This window comes from Ligilactobacillus sp. LYQ139 (assembly GCF_045033025.1).
In the GTDB taxonomy this organism is placed as follows: domain Bacteria; phylum Bacillota; class Bacilli; order Lactobacillales; family Lactobacillaceae; genus Ligilactobacillus.
In genome coordinates, this window is the sequence record NZ_JBJFZW010000001.1 from 179,773 (window position 1) to 197,032 (window position 17,260).

Genomic DNA, 17,260 nt, shown 5'->3' on the forward strand with positions numbered 1-17,260 from the left:
ACTCAAATCAGCGTTTACTTCTTATCGTCCGGGTCAACTTCCTTAAAGTCGCCATCAACCGTGTTGTCGTCGGTATTTCCACCGTTAGTTGAATTTCCGGTAGCGTTGCTATCAGTCTGACCAGCCGCATTCTGTGCCTGCTGAGCCTGCTGATACAGCTTGACTGACAGGTCCTGAATAATCTTAGTCAAGTCGTCCTTCTTGCTCTTCATAGCATCTATATCGTTAGACTCCTGCGCCTTCTTCAGGGCTTCGCGGGCATCCTTAGCCTTCTTGACCTCATCTTCAGAAACTTTCCCGTCTAATTCCTTTAAGGTCTTTTCAGACTGGAAGAGTAACTGGTCAACTTCATTCCGTAAGTCAACTTCTTCCTTCCGCTTCTTATCGGCCGCTTCGTTTTCCTTAGCTTCCTTTACCATCCGGTCGATTTCATCGTCGGAAAGACCTGATGAACTCTTGATGGTAATCTTCTGTTCCTTGTTAGTTCCAAGGTCCTTAGCTGAAACGTTAACGATTCCGTTCTTGTCAATATCAAACTTAACCTCAATTTGCGGAACGCCACGCGGTGCTGGCGGAATGTCCGTCAACTGGAAACGCCCAAGCGTCTTGTTGTCTGCAGCCATCGGGCGTTCACCTTGCAGCACGTGAATGTCAACGGCCGGCTGATTATCAGCCGCGGTTGAAAAGACCTGACTCTTGCTGGTTGGAATCGTCGTGTTCCGGTCGATTAACTTGGTGAAGACACCCCCCATGGTCTCAATTCCAAGGGACAGTGGTGTAACGTCAAGTAAAACAACGTCCTTCACGTCTCCGGTAATCACGCCCCCCTGAATGGCAGCCCCTAAAGCAACCGCTTCGTCCGGGTTAACTGACTCGTTTGGCTTGTGACCGGTTTCCTTTTCAACGGCTTCCTTGACGGCCGGAATCCGCGTAGAACCCCCTACCAGAATGACTTCGTCAATGTCACTGTTCGTTAAGCCGGCATCCTTCAAGGCGTTCCGGACTGGAACCTTCGTCCGATCAATCAGGTCGGCGGTCAGTTCGTTGAACTTTGCCCGCGTTAACGTCATGTCCAGGTGCAGCGGACCGTTTTCACCAGAAGCGATAAACGGCAGTGAAATCTGCGTCTCAGACATTCCGGATAAGTCCTTCTTCGCCTTTTCGGCAGCTTCCTTCATCCGTTGCAGCGTAACCTTATCCTGGGATAGGTCAACCCCATGTTCTTCCTTGAAGTTGGCGACCATCCAATCGATGATCTTGTTATCAAAGTCATCCCCTCCAAGGTGGGTATCCCCGTTCGTGGAGAGCACTTCAAAGACCCCATCGCCGAGTTCTAGGATGGAAACGTCAAACGTTCCCCCTCCAAGGTCGAACACAAGGATCTTTTCGTCCTTATCCAGCTTATCAAGCCCGTAGGCTAATGCCGCAGCCGTTGGTTCGTTGACAATCCGCTCAACCTTTAACCCAGCAATCTTGCCGGCATCCTTTGTAGCCTGCCGCTGAGAATCGTTAAAGTAAGCCGGTACCGTAATAACGGCTTGTGTCACGTCTTCCCCCAAGTATGATTCCGCGTAGTCCTTGATGTACTGAAGAATCATGGCTGAAATTTCCTGCGGGGTATACTTCTTACCATCAATGTCAACCTTGTAGTCGGTTTCTCCCATGTGCCGCTTGATTGACGAAACGGTATTCGGGTTAGTAATCGCCTGGTTCTTTGCGACCTGGCCAACCTGTGTTTCCCCGTTCTTAAAGGAAACAACGGACGGCGTTGTCCGGTTTCCTTCAGGATTGGTAATAATCTTTGCATCCTTACCTTCAAGGACAGCAACTGCTGAGTTCGTTGTCCCAAGGTCAATTCCAATAATCTTTGACATCTACCTTACCTCTTTTTTCTTAAATTACTGTGCAACAACAACCATGGCCGGTCGTAAAACACGATCCTTTAACATGTAACCGTCCTGGAACACTTCGACAATTGTTTCGGGTTCCTGGCCGTCCTCAACCGGAACACTTTTGACTGCCTGGTGGAGCGTTGGATCAAACTTTTTCCCAAGAGATTCAATCTTTGTAATCTCGTTATCGGTAAAAGCCTTGTTTAGATCCTTCACCACCATCTCAACTCCCTGTTTGAGGTTCTTAGATGCTTCATCATCCACCTCAATCTCAAGGGCCCGGTTTAAGTTATCAATTACCGGCAGAACAGCAGTTGCTAGCCGTTGGCTCTGATACTTTAACAGCTGCTCTTGCTCCTTTTTGTAGCGCGTTTGCATGTTGGCCATTTCCGCTTCAGCCCGCAGGTACTTATCTTCCAGCTCATCCTTTTCCTTGGTAAGCTGAGCAACCTGTTTTTGCACTGCCTTCAACTGATCCTTTGCCGTTGGCTTCTTTTGGGCAGCAACCTTCTTAGCGGCTGCATCTTTTTGGGAATCGTGCTTAGAACCCTGAACCTTTTTCTTAGCGGTTGTAGCTGCTTGGCTTGCTTTTTCCTTATCCGCTGCCACGTCAACACCCCTTTTCTACTCGTCAAAATTATGGTAGTAGTTCAACATCTTACGCGTTAATTCCTGCCGGAGCGCTCCTAAGAGACCAATTACCTTGGAATACGGCATGTTGGTCGGTCCGAGAATAGCAATCATTCCCTTTCCGTAATCGTCAACATTGTAAGTTGCTGAAACCACACTATAATTCAGCAATAATTGGTTCGTCATCTCATCACCGATTTTGACGGTGATATCCTTGTCCTGGGGATCAACAATGTCAGATAACTCCGGTGCCCGCTCCATCAACGTATACAGCGATTTGGCTTCATTCAAATCACCATCGTTAGCAAAGTTGAAAACGTTCATCTTACCACCAACAAAGTACTGCTCGTGCGCAATCTTTTGCAGAATATCGCTCACAACATCAACCATCCCGGCAGGCTGCTTGAAATACTTGGCAATCAAGCCAAGGTTGGCAGTCAACTTGGCCGGAATCTGCCGGAGCGGTACCCCAACAAGCTGATCGTTAATCATGCGCATCACGGGTTCAACCTGGTCACCCGTCACGCCCGCAGGCAATTGGAACAATTTACTTTCAACCGTCCCGTCACTGGCAACAAGGATTGCCATCACCTGCTGACTACCCAACGGAACCATCCGGAATCCCTCTAAGAGGACATCCTCCACTTCCGGCTTCAGGGTAATTGTCGTGTAGTTTGTCAGGTCTGACAAAATGTTGGCGGACGTCGCCACAATTTCGTCAACCTTTGAAAAGTCCCCCTGAAAGGACGAACGAATATCCGCGAGAGCCTGCTGGTCAACCTGAGCTGGCGTTAAAATATTATCGACGTAGTACCGGTAACCCTTAATCGAGGGCACCCGTCCGGAACTGGAATGTTCCTTACGAATTAGCCCCTTCTTCTCCAACGCCGCCATTTCATTGCGGATTGTTGCTGAACTCACATGGACTGGTAATTGCTCCTGCAACGTTTTTGAACCAATTGGTTGCCCGACATCCGTATAATCCTTTATGATCGTCTCAAGAATTAACAGTTGACGTTCCGTTAACACCACAATCACCTCTTTTAGCACTTAGCACTCATAATTGCTAAGTGCTAAGTCACCTATAATATACAAAATTGATTGGCATTCGTCAATATTCTGGCTTAATTTTTCTTCTGCTGGGCAAACCACGTTTGAATCGTTTGCCGGTCCTGCTTTAGCTGAGTAACCAGCTCACCAGCAGACGCAAACTTCCGCTGCCTCCGAATAAAGTCAAACCACTGCACCCTCACGAACTGACCGTAAACCATCTGGTCAAAGTCGAACAGATTAATCTCAAGAACCACGTCATTATGGTCACCAAACGTTTCGTTTCGTCCCAACGAAGCCATCCCGTTATACCAGGTTCCCTGCACATTCACCCGCACGGCATACACCCCAATCGCTGGAAGGCGCAAGTTGTTCCCATCCGCGATGTTTAACGTTGGAAAGCCCAGACGTCGCCCCCGGGCAAACCCGTGAACAACGTACCCGTTCGTTTCGTACGGATACCCCAATAACCGGTTTGCCAACTGCACATTCCCACCATCAATTGCTTTTCGAATCCGGGTGGAGCTAATTTTGTCGTTATCCTGAAGGAGATGGGATACTGGTAAAACATCAAACCGGCCCTGCGCGTACTGTGGAAGGGTACGCATATTAGCCACGCGAGGATTTCCAAACGTATAATCCTCCCCGGCAACCACTGCCACTGCATTCAGCCCCACAATGTAACGGTCGACAAAATCCTGCGGAGCCATCTCCGCGAGGGTTTCATCAAACGTAAGAATGTACTCTACGTCAGCCCCCAAGGCGGCAAAGTGGGCAGCTTTTTGCGCAGGTGATGTCAGGTACCGGAAGGGGTGCCACCGCATACCCTGAAACGTTAATTTCGGATACCGATCAAACGTCACCACGCCTAACCGAACATGCCGCCGGGTAGCTTCCTTCTTAGCCGCTTCAATCACCCGCTGGTGGCCCCGATGAACACCATCAAAGAAACCGAGTGCAAGCACTACCGGCGCACCGGCAGTCCGGGTGACGTCCGTCACACTCGTAATCTCCACCGTCTCCATTCCATCACCTACTCACTTAAATCAATCATCCGCTCCGGCTGGTACCGGTGCTGCTTTTCATTATAACAGTAGACCGCCCGGACGCGCAGCCCGGTTTGTAAAACAACGTGGGGAACCGGTTGCCCTGTGGTTACCTGGCTTTCCGGAAGAAAACCGCCATTTTGCACCCGCCGCCACTCGCTGGTGGTTAACTGGTGGTGCGGAAGGGTACGCAGAGCGTGATCCACAGAAACTAGCGTATCTTGGCGTTGCTGCGCATCCATTTCCTCCAACTGAGCGAGCGTCACCGTCTCCTCGCTGGTGAAGCCACCGCTCTTAATCCGGGTTAACCGGGCCATCACCGCGGGAACTCCCAACGCTCGCCCAAGGTCAACCGCCAATGTTCGAACGTAGGTCCCCTTCCCGCACGCAACCTCAAAGAAAACGTGCTGTTCTTGCGCAGCAGCATCGTAGGTCGTTGACCGTAACTGCTTAAAGTAGTCCACGTAAATTTGCCGGGCTGGGCGGTCAACTTTTTCCCCCGCCCGTGCATATTCATACAGCCGTTTCCCGTTAACCTTTACCGCCGAATACATCGGCGGAATCTGGGTGATGGTCCCACAAAATTGCGCCATGGAATGATCAAGCTCTTCTGGGGTAAAGGGCGTTGTAATCGGTTTTTGGGCAATCACACTTCCCTCTAAGTCCTCGGTTTCCGTCGCCTTCCCCAAAATCAACTCCCCCTGATACACCTTGCCGGAAGCCATCAGGTAGTTAACAACCTTAGTTGCGTGGCCAATGCAAATGGGTAAAACCCCCGCCACCGCCGGATCAAGCGTTCCACTGTGCCCAACTTTACGCGTATGAAACAAACGCCGACACCGCATTACGCAGTCGTTGCTGGTCATTCCCCGCTCCTTATAAAGGGGTAAGATTCCGTTCATAAAACACACCTCATTAATCACAAAAAGAGGTTGGGACTTCCGTCTCAGCCTCTTTGTTTTTCTTTACATCACCGGCCCCGAAACGAACAAACTGGGCGCTAAAGTAAGCAGGGGTTTGTCTTCGCTGAACCGCTACTAACTGTTCCGGACGATTTCTTACTTCCCCGCTGCTCATTTTCATCGTTTGGGCCTCCTATGATTACTTATCCTGTTGATGAAGCTGAGTCAACAGCTGATCGATCCGATTACCGTAACGAACCGAATCATCCTGCGCGAACTTCAACTCCGGCGTCACATAAATGCTCAACCGGTGCCCAAGCTCACCGCGAACCAACCCGGTAGCCTTATCTAAGCCAGCTTGAACCTTCGCGGCGGTCGACGCCTTATCATCCAGAATGCTGTAATAGACAGTTGCATGTTGTAGGTCACCCGTCACATCAACGCCCGTGACCGTCACTCCTTGAACACGAGGATCACGCACCTTCTTTTGCAAAATATCAGTGACTTCCCGCTGAATCTCCTGGGAAAGCCGTCCAACGCGAAACTGTTGTACCATTTTCTCACCACCGTTTTCTAACGCTGGTCAACCGGAATTTCTTCCATAACGTAGGCCTCAATCTGGTCGCCAACCTTAATATCATTGTAGTTTTCAATCATCAACCCGCACTCGTAGCCGGCCTTAACTTCCTTCACGTCGTCCTTAAACCGCTTGAGGCTGGATAACTTGCCGTCGTAAATTACGATGCCGTTCCGAATCAACCGAACACCGCTGTTCCGCTTGATAACACCGTCCGTAACGTAAGAACCCGCAATTGTTCCCAGTTTGGAAACCTTGATGGTCTTGCGCACCTCAACCTGGCCGGTTACCTTTTCCTTGTAGACCGGTTCTAGCATTCCCTTCATCGCGGTTTCAACTTCATCAATGGCTTTGTAGATGACGTTATGCAACCGAATATCGACGCTACTGCTTTCCGCTTGGGCCTTTGCAAGGGGCGTTGGCCGAACATTAAACCCAATAATAATTGCGTTGGATGCTTCCGCTAGTGTCACGTCACTTTCGTTGATAGCCCCAACGGCCTGATGAATAATGTTAACCCGCACGCCGTCCACATCAATTTTTTGGAAACTCTGAGCAAGGGCTTCAACCGATCCTTGAACATCGGCCTTGATAATCAGGTCGACCTTCTTCATGTCGTTTTCCTTCATCGTATCAAACAAGTTATCAAGCGTGACGTGGTTAACTTGGCTCCGCTCCTTCATCAGAGCACGCTTAGCCCGCTCCTCACCGGCAGCCCGCGCCGTCTTTTCATCATCAAACGTGATAAAGCGGTCGCCGGATTCCGGCACATCGTTTAACCCGGTAATCTCAACCGGCATAGCTGGGGTTGCCTTCTTTACCCGCTTACCGTATGCGTCCGTCATTGTCCGAATCCGTCCGTAAGTGTTTCCAACAACAATCGGATCGCCAACGTGCAAGGTTCCTTGTTGAACCAGAAGAGTGGCCACTGAGCCACGGCCCTTATCCAACCGCGCTTCAATGACAGACCCCGCCCCGTGCTGGTCCGGGTTGGCCTTTAACTCAAGCATTTCGGACTCAAGTAAAATCATGTCCAACAGATCATCAATGTTCTTGCCAAACTTCGCCGAAATGTTAACGAAGATTGTGTCGCCGCCCCAGTCTTCTGGAATCAACTCATACTCCGTCAACTGTTCCATAACGTGGTCCGGGTTGGCACCTGGTTTATCAATCTTGTTAACCGCAACAATAATCGGCACCCCAGCAGCCTTAGAGTGGTTAATGGCCTCGATTGTTTGCGGCATAACTCCATCATCCGCAGCCACAACCAACACGGTAATGTCCGTCACATCTGCTCCGCGCGCCCGCATGTTCGTGAAAGCAGCGTGTCCCGGCGTATCAAGGAAGGTAATCGTCTTGCCGTTCCGCTTGATCTGATAAGCCCCGATATGCTGCGTGATTCCTCCGGCTTCTCCGGCAGTAATATTCGAGTGACGTAACTTATCCAACAACGTTGTCTTCCCGTGGTCAACGTGCCCCATAATCGTTACAACGGGCGGCCGGCTTTCAAGGTGGTCCGTGTTCTTCTGTTCTTCTTCAAAGAACTTATCGATATCAGAAACATCAACCTCCACCTTTTCCTCAGCCTTAATCCCGTACTCGTCGGCCAGGATTTCAATCGTGTCCTTATCCAGTGACTGGTTTTGGTTAACCATCACGCCAAGCATGAACAACTTCTTAATGATTTCAGCTGGTTCCCGGTGGATCTTCTTAGCAATATCCGCTACGTTCATTCCGACCGTATAAACGAGCGTATCCGGTAACGGCTTATTCTTCCGCGGGGTTGCCGGTTGCTTCTTTTGTTGCTTTCGGAACTTTTTGTTCTTCCGGTTCTTCTTGCTAAAACGGTTCTGGTTATTACCAAAGCGGCGGTTATTATTCCCCGTTCGCTTACCATTTTGCTTAAACTTCCGGTCGTTTTGCCGGTCACGGTTTGAGCGGCCATAACTGCTCTCCTCTTCGCCCTGTTGCCGGTCCTTCCGGGGACTTGTAGTTGCCTGCGGCCGCTTTTTTTGGGCGGTTTGGGGAGTCGCTTTACCGTTTTGGTTACTGGGCTTTGTACTTGACTTTTTCTTGGCCGTTTTGATCTTCGAGTTAGCAGGTTTTTTAGTTACCTTCTTTGCAGCAGAACGCTTCTTGACAGCCGGTTTTACCGCCTTCTTCTTAGTGGCCGGTTTCATGGCCGTCCGAATGCGCTGTTCCTCGTCCGGGGTAACAGCTGACATGTGATTACCCACCTTGATTCCTTGACTCTTAGCTGCTTGAAGGACTTCCTTACTTGCAACGTTGAGTTCCTTCGCTAGTTCGTAAATCCGTTTCTTACTCATAACTTCACTCTCCCTTTCATCCCGCTTTCAGGTGTGGATAGTCAAATTTACCCACTGCGGTTATTCCCTGTGATTATAGGAGTAGTCTTAATTCTGGTTTGTAGCCTGCCGGGCAAGTACCGTAATCTTCTTTGCAAATCCCGCATCGTTAACGGCAACTACGCTCCGTTGCTGTCCAATTGCCCCGCTAAGTTCTGCTTTGGTCAACGGGGTAACAAGTGGGATTCCAAAACTACGACATTTATCCGTCACCGTCTTCTTCGTTCGGTTTCCGCAATCACTTGCGAGCACAACCAAAAACGTTGTGTGTGCTCGAACGCGGGTTAGCACCTGATTTGTCCCCGTCGTTAACTTACGGGCACGCCGGGTTAACCCCAAAAGGCCACTAATCTGGTTACTTGGCATCGCCGAACAGTTCCCTCCGGGCAACCTGGTGATCAACGTACGCAACCAGTTCATCATAAAACTCCGGGGCAATCTTTACCCCAAACGCCCGGTCAAACGTCCGTTCGGCCTGCGCCTTCTTCGCAACGTCAACATCTAACGCAATGTACGCTCCCCGCCCGTTCTTCTTACCGGTCGGATCAATACTAACCTCGCCTTCCTTATTACGGACCACCCGGACAAGTTCCTTCTTCGGCCACATTGTTCCGGTTACAATGTCCTTACGCATCGGCACTTTCCGTTGTCCCATTGCTAGTCCTCCTGTTTATCACCGTCAGTAACGATGTCCGAATCTTCTTCAACGGCCGCTTCTTCTGCCGCATTATCCGTAGCTTCCGCTTCATCAAGGGGTTCTTCCGGCGCTAAAGCCGCCTGAGCATCAAGTGCTGCCATTTCCTCTTCGGACTTAATGTCGATCTTATACCCCGTTAACTGGGCTGCCAGCCGGACGTTTTGCCCACGCTTCCCAATTGCAAGGGATAACTCATCTTCTGGAACCACTACCGTACATGCCCGCTCATTTTCCGGATCAAACCGCACTTCCAAGACATCTGCTGGATTAAGGGCGTTAGCAATGAATTCCGCCGGATCCTCACTCCACTGAACAATATCCATGTTTTCCCCGTGGAGTTCGTTGACAATTCCCTGAACCCGCTGACCCCGGGGTCCGACACACGTTCCAACGGGATCAATGTTCGGGTCATTTGACCAAACAGCTACCTTAGCCCGATCACCCGCTTCACGGGAAACAGCCTTAATTTCAACCGTACCATCAAAAATCTCTGGTACTTCCTGTTCAAACAACCGTTTTAATAAATCAGGATGAGCCCGACTAACAAACACCTGCGGCCCCCGTGTGGCGTTATCAACCTTGTAGATGTACACCTTGATTTTATCGTGGGAGTTGTATTGTTCGCCAGGAATTTGGTCGCGCCGGGACATTACCGCCTCAACGTCACCAAGGTTAACGTAAATGAACCGGTAATCCTGCCGTTCAACCTCACCCGTTACGATTTCATGCTCGTACTGAATGTATTCATCATAAATCTTTTCCCGTTCAGCTTCCCGCACACGCTGAAGGATAACCTGCTTGGCAGTCTGAGCGGCAATTCGCCCGAAGTTACCCGGGGTCACCTCAAACTTAATCGTGTCTCCCAGCTCGTATGCCTTATTGATATCTAAGGCATCCTTTAGGCTCACCTCTAGTTGGGGATCAGCTACCTCGTCAACGACCGTTTTCACGGCGTAAACGTGAACGTTTCCCTTCTTCTCATCAAAGTCGACCGCCACGTTCTGAGCCTGTCCGTAGTTCCGCTTGTATGCTGAACTTAACGCTGCTTCTAAGGCGTCGATTACGATTTCGCGCTTAACGCCCTTTTTCTTTTCAAGAACATCGAGCGCATCTAGTAGTTCTTTACTCACTGCTATTCCTCTTTTCTCGGTATCAAAACTTAATTGCTAGGCGGGCTTGAGCAACCTGGGTTCGCGGAATGACGATTGTCTTAGTGCGCGCCTTATCAGCATATTCTATGGTTAATTCCGTTGATGCTACCGCCATTAACGTCCCCTCGTAAACCTTTTTCCCGTTAAACTGCTGGTACAGTGATACGTGGACATACTCACCAATTGCCCGTTCGTAGTCCCGTTCTTTCTTCAACGGGCGCTCAGCCCCGGGAGATGAAACTTCCAGGTAATATGCCTGCGGAATCAAGTCAGGATCACACTCGTCTAACTGTTCGCTTAACTGATCACTGACTAAAGCACATTCCTCAATATTAATTCCTCCCGGCTTATCAATAAATACCCGAAGGTACCATCCCTTTCCCTCCTTAACGAACTCAACGTCAACGAGTTCGAAGTGGTGGGCATCTAGAATAGGGGTTACCAGTTCTGTGACCGTTTCAACAACATTCTTGCTCACAATGGCCCTCCTTTGCCTGAAATCACCCGTCGCATTAAAAAGAGTGAGCATTGCTGCTCACTCTGCTACGAGTTCTAAAGACAAAATTAGTGTATCATAAATTCTATTTTGTGGCAACCATAACAAAACAATGCTAATAAATCGCCGACTGGTGTTGCACTTAACCTTAGTTACTTATTTTTAAAAATAAAAGAGGTTAGGTCTCATCCTAACCTCTTTATCCCTTCAAAATGGTCTAAAAATCAACCGGGGTGATTATTTGCGCCATCATTTCCAAAGACCTTACTCTTCGGCTAACCCAACACGGGTAAAAATTTCGTCCACGTGCCGAAGATGCCAATGGTAATCGAACGCATCATCCAGTTCTGCGGTCGACAACCGGGCCGTGATCGCTGGATCCGCCTCCAGTAACGGCCGGAACGGCACCTTTTCAGCCCACGCTTTCGCTGTCTTCGGCTGAATCGTATCGTATGCTTCTTCCCGGCTCATCCCTTTTTCAACCAACTTATTGAGCACGCGGCCACTGTAAATTAACCCCAGCGTCTGGTCCATGTTAGCCTTCATCCGCTCCGGGAAAACATCTAAATTATCCAGAAGTTTACCGAATCGGTGTAACATGTAGTCTAATAGTGCGGTCGTATCCGGTAAAATCATCCGCTCAGCGGAAGAATGGGAAATATCCCGTTCGTGCCATAGCGCAACGTTCTCAAAAGCCGTTACCATATGGCCCCGGATGACACGGGCACACCCGCAAATATTTTCTGAACCAATTGGGTTTCGCTTATGTGGCATTGCCGATGACCCTTTTTGTCCCTTCGCAAAATGCTCTTCCACTTCGTGAATTTCGGTCCGCTGGAGGCTCCGAATCTCAGTAGCAAAGTTTTCCAAACTGGTAGCAATCAGGGCCATGGCCGCAAGGTACTCCGCATGCAAATCCCGGGGAAGCACCTGACTAGAAACGTCCTGGGCCCGAATTCCGAGCTTCTCACAAACGTACTGTTCAACCCGCGGATCAATGTTAGCAAACGTTCCGACGGCCCCGCTAATCTTGCCGGCCTCAACCCCGGCAGCAGCATGCTCAAAGCGCTCAATATCACGGTTAATTTCCGCATACCAGCGAGCCAACTTCAGCCCAAACGTTGTTGGCTCTGCGTGCACTCCGTGCGTCCGGCCCATCATCACCGTATGCTTGTACTTCTTCGCCTTCCGGGCAACAACGGCACGGAATTCCCGCAGATCTGCCCGCAATAAATCATTAACCTGTTTTAGCTGATAACCCTGAGCGGTATCAACCACGTCCGTACTTGTCAGCCCGTAATGAACCCATTTCTTTTCAGGTCCCAAAGATTCCGAAACACACCGGGTAAACGCAATAACATCATGTTTAGTAACGGCTTCAATTTCCTGAATTCGCTGCACATCAAACTTAGCGTTCTTTTTCAATTTTTCAACGTCGGTAGCCGGAATTTTCCCCAACTTAGCCCAGGCTTCATCCGCCGCTAATTCAACGGCCAACCAGCACTCATACTTCTTCTCATCCGTCCATAACCGCCCCATTTCCGGGCGGGTGTAGCGATCAATCATCTTTATTCTCCTTTTCTATTATTCTTCTTGCCATACGCCCGTCGCGTCAATCTCCGCCAACGTCGCATCAACATCATCCGTTAGTATTGTTAAATGCCCCATCTTCCGATTCCGCCGCACTTGAGCCTTTCCGTAATCATGGAAATGCCACTGCGGTTTCAGCGCAATTAAGCGCCGTACGCCATTAACGTGCTGGCCTAACACGTTAACCATCACTACCGGGTGAAGCAGGTGGACCGTTGGCATCGGCCAGTCACAAATCGCCCGGTTATGCACGGCAAACTGTGAAAAATCACACGCTTCAATGGAATAGTGACCCGAATTATGCGGCCGCGGCGCTAACTCGTTAACGTAAACATGACCGTCCTTTCCCATAAACATCTCAACCCCTAAGATCCCGCACAAATCCAACTTTGCGGCAATCGTCCGGGCAACGCGCGTGGCCTCATCACGTAGTTCCGGACTAATCCGGGCGGGAACGATGCTTTCGTGTAAAATATGATTTCGGTGAATGTTTTCACTTACCGGAAAAACAGTAACTTCCCCCGAAACGCTGCGTCCAACCATCACCGAACACTCACAGGTGAAGGCAACCATTTGTTCTAAAATACACTGACCCGTTGCGAGAATTTCACGCACAACCGGTAGTTCCAGGTCGGCGGCTGCCCGCAACGTTACCTGTCCTTTACCATCGTAGCCTCCCTCACAGGTCTTTAGAATAGCCGGAAGCCCAATCGTTGCCACCGCTTGCTGCAACTCACTTTCTGAATTAACCGGAGCAAAAGCAGCCGTCCGTAACCCGCTATCCCGCAGGAAGGTTTTCTCCCGAACCCGGTCCTTTGTGATTCGAAGCAATTCGGTTCCCTGAGGGATACTTACCCGGTCACTCACCGCCTCAAGGGCAGTCAAATCAACGTTTTCAAACTCATACGTGAGAACATCTGCCGTAGTTGCCAGACGCTCAATGGCCGCTTGGTCATCGTAGGGGGCAACAATCTGCTCGTCAGCTCCTTGGGCCGCCGGACAGGCAGGGGTTGGGTCCAAAATGACCACCCGAAATCCCGCCTGCTTAGCCGCAAACGTCAGCATTTGTCCCAATTGGCCGCCCCCAATAATCCCAATCGTTTGTCCGGGAAAAATCTTAGTCAAGGTGCGCCTCGCTTCCTACCGCCATATCATGCATCTGCCGGCGATAATCCTGGAGTTTTTGGGAAAGAGCGGCATCCGTTGCTCCAAGAATTTCCAACGCAAGTAACGCCGCATTCTTCGCTCCCGCCGTTCCAATTGCAGTGGTAGCCACTGGCACCCCCGCAGGCATCTGAACAATCGAAAGAAGAGAATCCATCCCGCTTAGTGCATGGGTTTGAACCGGAACCCCAATCACCGGCAATACGGTATTTGCCGCCAGCATTCCCGGTAAGTGGGCTGCGCCACCCGCTCCTGCAATAATTACCTTTAACCCGTTACCAGCCGCATCCTGCGCAAAGGCAAACATTTCTTGCGGCATCCGGTGGGCGGAAATCACATGTTTGGTATACGCCACCCCAAATTCATCTAAAATCGTAGCAGCCGCCTTCATTGTCGGCCAATCTGACGAACTCCCCATGACAATACTAATCTCTGCGCTCATGGTAATCCCTCCTTATTCATCATAAGAATAGCAATCAGTCCCGGCAAAGTCAATCAAAAGTCGAACATTATTTACAAAAATCGGGATATTATTTACGTTTAGTTCGTACTATTGCGAACAATCTTCGCGAATTCTCCGTATTAGCTCAAAGAATACAAAAAGACCCCTATCCCACCGGATAGAGGTCATATGTTTTTAAGGGCTGAACTACTTAACAGCGTCCTTAAGCGCCTTTCCTGGCTTGAATGCCGGAACCTTGCTTGCAGGAATCTGGATTTCAGCACCGGTCTGCGGGTTCCGTCCCTTCCGTGCGGCCCGTTGCCGTACTTCAAAGTTCCCAAAACCGATTAACTGAACCTTTTCGCCGTTCTTCAGGAAGTCCTGGATTGAGCTGAATACTGAATCAACAGCAACAGTTGCATCCTTCTTCGTGAGGCCCGTCTTTTCAGCAACGCTTTCGATTAACTGTGCCTTGTTTGCCATGTGTTTCACCTCCCATGGAACCATTGTCCCGTGCTAACCCCATGCTGGGATCTGAACTAGCAATTACAAAACCACTGTTCGGGTATAAAGATAGCATACAAACCTTAATGTGACAACCTTTTACCGTGGTCTCTTAACGATTTTTACTTTCTTTTTCGTTCAATTAGGTGTAACGGGGTTCCGGTAAAGTCAAATGCTTCACGAATTTGATTTTCAAGATACCGTTCATACGAGAAGTGCATCAACTCGGGATCATTTACAAAAATCACAAATGTAGGCGGTTTGACCGCAACCTGCGTTGCATAGTACACCCGCAACCGCCGCCCGTTCTCTGTCGGGGTGGGATTATGCGCAATTGCGTCCATTAAAACGTCGTTGAGAACGGCCGATTGAATCCGCCGGGAGTGGTTTTGATCCACCTGCTTAATTAAGGCAGGGAGCCGATTTAACCGCTGATGGGTCTTGGCGGAAACAAACACAATTGGCGCGTAACTTAGATACTGAAACTCTTCACGGATCGTTTGCTCAAACTGATGCATGGTATAACCGTTCTTTTCAACGGTATCCCATTTATTCACCACAATGATAATCCCGCGCCCAGCCTCATGCGCGTAGCCAGCCACGTGCTTATCCTGTTCACGAATTCCGGTTTCAGCATCCAGGACAACCAAGACCACATCAGACCGATCAATCGCCTGCATTGCCCGGAGCACGGAATACTTTTCAGTGTTTTCGTATACTTTCCCCTTCTTCCGGATTCCGGCCGTATCAATCATCGTATACTCGGTTCCAGCGGGCGCAACAAACTTCGTATCAATCGCATCCCGCGTTGTCCCTTCAACGCTTGAGACAATCACCCGGTTCTCCCCAAGAATTGCGTTTACCAGGGATGATTTACCAACATTCGGCCGGCCAATCAGGCTAAACTTAATTGACTGGTCGTCAACCTGCTTTTGGTCATCAGGAAAGGCCTGACAGACCTTATCCAGTAAGTCCCCAATTCCAATCCCGTGGGTTCCGGCAACTGGAACGGGGTCCCCAAAGCCTAGTGAGTAGAAATCATAAATCTCGTTTCGGAGTTCCGGATTATCAACCTTATTAACGGCTAAAAGAACCGGTTTATCAGCCTGATAAAGAATCTTCGCAACGCGTTCATCAGCGTCAGTTACCCCTTCCTTGATACTCGTCACGAAAACAATTACGTCCGCCTCATCAATCGCAATTTTGGCTTGTTCGGTAATCTGGGTTAAAAATGGCTCGTCGCCAATATCAATCCCACCAGTGTCAATAATATTAAATTTTCGTCCTAACCATTCACCGTGAGCATAAATTCGATCCCTGGTAACTCCGGGAGTATCCTCCACAATTGCAATTCGTTCCCCAGCAATTCGGTTAAAAATCGTCGACTTCCCGACATTCGGCCGGCCAACAATCGCTAGCGTAGGGTTTGCCATCATAATCCCTCCTTCACTATATAAGGTGCAATAAAAAAACTGGTTCAACAGCGAGCCGCTCCTGAACCAGCCTAAATTTACGCTTGAATACGCTTAGTTGTTCTTCTTTAACTCATCACCGATTAAGTCACCAAGTGTAAAGCCCGTACTTTCTTCCGGAAGATCAACGCGCTCGTCCCGGTATGCCCGACGGCTTCCCCGGTTATTGCTACTGTTATCTTCCTCAGAAGCAGGCTTTTCCTGAAGCGCCTTGATTGACAGGGCTAACCGGTGATCTGCAGCGTTGACACTGAGAACCTTAACCTTAACCTTCTCACCAGAAGTTAGCACTTCATTCGGCGTCGCGATGTGCTTATGAGAAATCTGGGAGATATGAACTAACCCTTCAACCCCAGGAAAGACTTCAACGAAGGCCCCAAAACTTGTCAAGCGCTTAACGGTCCCGTCAAGAACGTCCCCTTCAGCAACCTTCTGGTCAATATCATCCCATGGCTGCGGGAGCGTCTGCTTGATTGACAGTGAAACCCGTTCCTTTTCAGGATCAACAGAAAGGACCTTAACCTTAACATCCTGGCCAACCTTCAGCACATCTGATGGCTTGTCAACCCGTTCAAAGGCAATCTCTGAAACGTGAACCAACCCATCAACCCCACCAAGGTCAATGAAGGCGCCAAAATTGGTTAACCGGGCAACTTTCCCTTCAACGATGTCGCCAGCAACCAACTTGCTAAGCGTTTCCTTCTTCTGTGCTTCCCGCTGTTCATGAGCGATTTCCTTATGAGAAAGGATTAGCCGGTTTTCGCTCGGTTCAATTTCGATAATCTTCAGTTCAAGTTCCTGACCCTTAAACTGGTTAAGGTCAGCAACATAGTGGTCTGAAACCATTGATGCAGGAATGAAACCACGAACGCCAGCATCAACAACTAAACCACCCTTAACAACCTGTGTAACAGGAGCCTTGATGATTTCGCCAGCTTCGAATTTCTTTTCAATTTCGTCCCACACCTTCCGGGCTTCGAGACGCCGCTGTGACAGCAGATAGCTGCCGCCTTCTTTGTCAGAACCGATCTTGGAGATAACGACGAGGTCGTAAACATCCCCTACCTTGACCTTATCCTGAATCTCGTCCGGCTTAAGGTTGAACTCCTTAGCAGGAACAACGCCCTCAACGCCGGTATTTTCGATCCCGACAATCGCTTGGTTTGAATCGTCAAAGGCAAGAACTTCCCCCTTAACAACTTCACCAACCTTAACTTCATGTACGCTATTCAAAGCTTCTAACAAATCCTTGTTTGCTTCTGTCTCACTCATGGACTGTGT

Annotated in this window: 18 protein-coding genes; all 18 read right to left on the reverse strand. The window is 49.6% G+C overall.

Annotated elements, in window-relative coordinates:
- Positions 1–14: 14 nt before the first annotated feature.
- Positions 15–1,874 (reverse strand): molecular chaperone DnaK, encoded by a 1,860-nt coding sequence (gene dnaK / locus ACI3E1_RS00850; protein ID WP_405023789.1) that lies wholly within the window; start codon positions 1,872–1,874, stop codon positions 15–17.
- 24 nt (positions 1,875–1,898) lie between these two features.
- Positions 1,899–2,501 (reverse strand): nucleotide exchange factor GrpE, encoded by a 603-nt coding sequence (grpE, locus tag ACI3E1_RS00855; protein ID WP_405023790.1) that lies wholly within the window; start codon positions 2,499–2,501, stop codon positions 1,899–1,901.
- A 15-nt stretch (positions 2,502–2,516) separates the two neighbouring features.
- A complete protein-coding gene (gene hrcA / locus ACI3E1_RS00860) occupies positions 2,517–3,551 on the reverse strand; it encodes a heat-inducible transcriptional repressor HrcA (RefSeq protein WP_405023791.1) in 1,035 nt (344 codons plus the stop codon).
- Positions 3,552–3,646: 95 nt separating this feature from the next.
- A complete protein-coding gene (gene ribF / locus ACI3E1_RS00865) occupies positions 3,647–4,597 on the reverse strand; it encodes a riboflavin biosynthesis protein RibF (RefSeq protein ID WP_405023792.1) in 951 nt (316 codons plus the stop codon).
- Between the two features lie 8 nt (positions 4,598–4,605).
- On the reverse strand, positions 4,606–5,520 hold the full coding sequence (gene truB / locus ACI3E1_RS00870) for a tRNA pseudouridine(55) synthase TruB (RefSeq protein WP_405023793.1): 915 nt from the start codon (positions 5,518–5,520) through the stop codon (positions 4,606–4,608).
- Between the two features lie 13 nt (positions 5,521–5,533).
- Entirely contained in the window at positions 5,534–5,701 is a 168-nt protein-coding gene (locus ACI3E1_RS00875) for a hypothetical protein (protein WP_405023794.1), read from the reverse strand.
- 18 nt (positions 5,702–5,719) lie between these two features.
- On the reverse strand, positions 5,720–6,076 hold the full coding sequence (gene rbfA / locus ACI3E1_RS00880) for a 30S ribosome-binding factor RbfA (protein ID WP_405023795.1): 357 nt from the start codon (positions 6,074–6,076) through the stop codon (positions 5,720–5,722).
- Between the two features lie 17 nt (positions 6,077–6,093).
- Entirely contained in the window at positions 6,094–8,424 is a 2,331-nt protein-coding gene (infB, locus tag ACI3E1_RS00885; protein WP_405023796.1) for a translation initiation factor IF-2, read from the reverse strand.
- Positions 8,425–8,511: 87 nt separating this feature from the next.
- The gene (locus ACI3E1_RS00890) at positions 8,512–8,829 is read right to left on the reverse strand and encodes a L7Ae/L30e/S12e/Gadd45 family ribosomal protein (protein ID WP_405023797.1); all 318 of its coding nucleotides are present in this window, start codon (positions 8,827–8,829) and stop codon (positions 8,512–8,514) included.
- Entirely contained in the window at positions 8,819–9,118 is a 300-nt protein-coding gene (rnpM, locus tag ACI3E1_RS00895; RefSeq protein WP_405023798.1) for an RNase P modulator RnpM, read from the reverse strand. Before rnpM ends, ACI3E1_RS00890 begins: the two co-directional genes overlap by 11 nt.
- A 2-nt stretch (positions 9,119–9,120) precedes the next feature.
- On the reverse strand, positions 9,121–10,290 hold the full coding sequence (gene nusA, locus ACI3E1_RS00900) for a transcription termination factor NusA (protein ID WP_405023799.1): 1,170 nt from the start codon (positions 10,288–10,290) through the stop codon (positions 9,121–9,123).
- Between the two features lie 22 nt (positions 10,291–10,312).
- Positions 10,313–10,840: a ribosome maturation factor RimP gene (gene rimP, locus ACI3E1_RS00905; RefSeq protein WP_405023800.1), complete on the reverse strand. Its 528-nt coding sequence runs from the start codon at positions 10,838–10,840 to the stop codon at positions 10,313–10,315.
- Between the two features lie 231 nt (positions 10,841–11,071).
- Positions 11,072–12,373 carry an adenylosuccinate lyase gene (gene purB, locus ACI3E1_RS00910; RefSeq protein WP_405023801.1) on the reverse strand — a complete coding sequence of 434 codons (1,302 nt, stop codon included), beginning with the start codon at positions 12,371–12,373 and terminating at the stop codon, positions 11,072–11,074.
- Between the two features lie 18 nt (positions 12,374–12,391).
- Positions 12,392–13,522 carry a 5-(carboxyamino)imidazole ribonucleotide synthase gene (purK, locus tag ACI3E1_RS00915; RefSeq protein WP_405023802.1) on the reverse strand — a complete coding sequence of 377 codons (1,131 nt, stop codon included), beginning with the start codon at positions 13,520–13,522 and terminating at the stop codon, positions 12,392–12,394.
- Positions 13,515–14,003, reverse strand: a complete 489-nt coding sequence (purE, locus tag ACI3E1_RS00920; RefSeq protein WP_405023803.1) for a 5-(carboxyamino)imidazole ribonucleotide mutase — start codon at positions 14,001–14,003, stop codon at positions 13,515–13,517. Before purE ends, purK begins: the two co-directional genes overlap by 8 nt.
- Before the next feature lie 207 nt (positions 14,004–14,210).
- A complete protein-coding gene (locus tag ACI3E1_RS00925) occupies positions 14,211–14,486 on the reverse strand; it encodes an HU family DNA-binding protein (RefSeq protein ID WP_283581618.1) in 276 nt (91 codons plus the stop codon).
- A gap of 143 nt (positions 14,487–14,629) precedes the next feature.
- Positions 14,630–15,940 (reverse strand): ribosome biogenesis GTPase Der, encoded by a 1,311-nt coding sequence (der, locus tag ACI3E1_RS00930; protein ID WP_405023804.1) that lies wholly within the window; start codon positions 15,938–15,940, stop codon positions 14,630–14,632.
- Between the two features lie 93 nt (positions 15,941–16,033).
- Positions 16,034–17,251 (reverse strand): 30S ribosomal protein S1, encoded by a 1,218-nt coding sequence (rpsA, locus tag ACI3E1_RS00935; RefSeq protein WP_405023805.1) that lies wholly within the window; start codon positions 17,249–17,251, stop codon positions 16,034–16,036.
- Positions 17,252–17,260 lie beyond the last annotated feature (9 nt).